This is a genomic window from Citrobacter sp. TBCS-14 (genome assembly GCF_005280805.1).
GTDB classification, from domain to species: domain Bacteria; phylum Pseudomonadota; class Gammaproteobacteria; order Enterobacterales; family Enterobacteriaceae; genus Citrobacter; species Citrobacter gillenii.
Map to the genome: position 1 here is coordinate 1 of NZ_SZWM01001000.1, position 625 is coordinate 625.

Here is a 625-nt window from a genome sequence, read left to right on the forward strand (position 1 = left end):
GGACAAAAGCCCTCAAACCGCGTGCTCGCCTTTTCTCTGGGTTTTCGACATCCATCTAAAACTCAATTAAGGAGACAATACCTGTCACTCAAAATTTCTCAACTCTTCAATGCTAACCGAGGAATCTATGGTGCTCCTAAAATTCATCATCTTCTACTTAAACAAGGGGAAAAAGTCGGGTTAAAACTGGTACAGAAGCTAATGAAGCAACTTCAACTCAAGTCTGTAGTCATTAAGAAATTTAAGCCTGGATACTCACTAAGTGATCACATCAATCGAAAAAATCTCATACAGACTGAACCTACAAAGAAAAATAAGGTTTGGTCAACCGACATTACTTATATTCCTACTCAACAAGGATGGGCTTATCTCTCAACCATTATGGATCGTTATACTAAAAAAGTCATTGCTTGGGATTTGGGCAAGCGAATGACTGTAGAATTAGTGCAAAGAACTTTAAATAAGGCCATTAAATCACAAGACTATCCAGAAGCTGTTATTCTTCATTCTGACCAAGGAAGCCAGTATACGAGTCTAGAGTATGAAGAGTTGCTTAAGTATTATGGGATGACTCACTCTTTCAGTCGAAGGGGATACCCTTATCATAATGCCAGTCTTGAATCTT

At 38.4% G+C, this 625-nt stretch carries 1 protein-coding gene; it reads left to right on the top strand.

From position 1 onward, the window contains the following. A partial coding sequence (locus tag FDX22_RS22610; protein ID WP_146717807.1) for an IS3 family transposase occupies nucleotides 1-625 on the top strand: 625 nt, incomplete at both ends.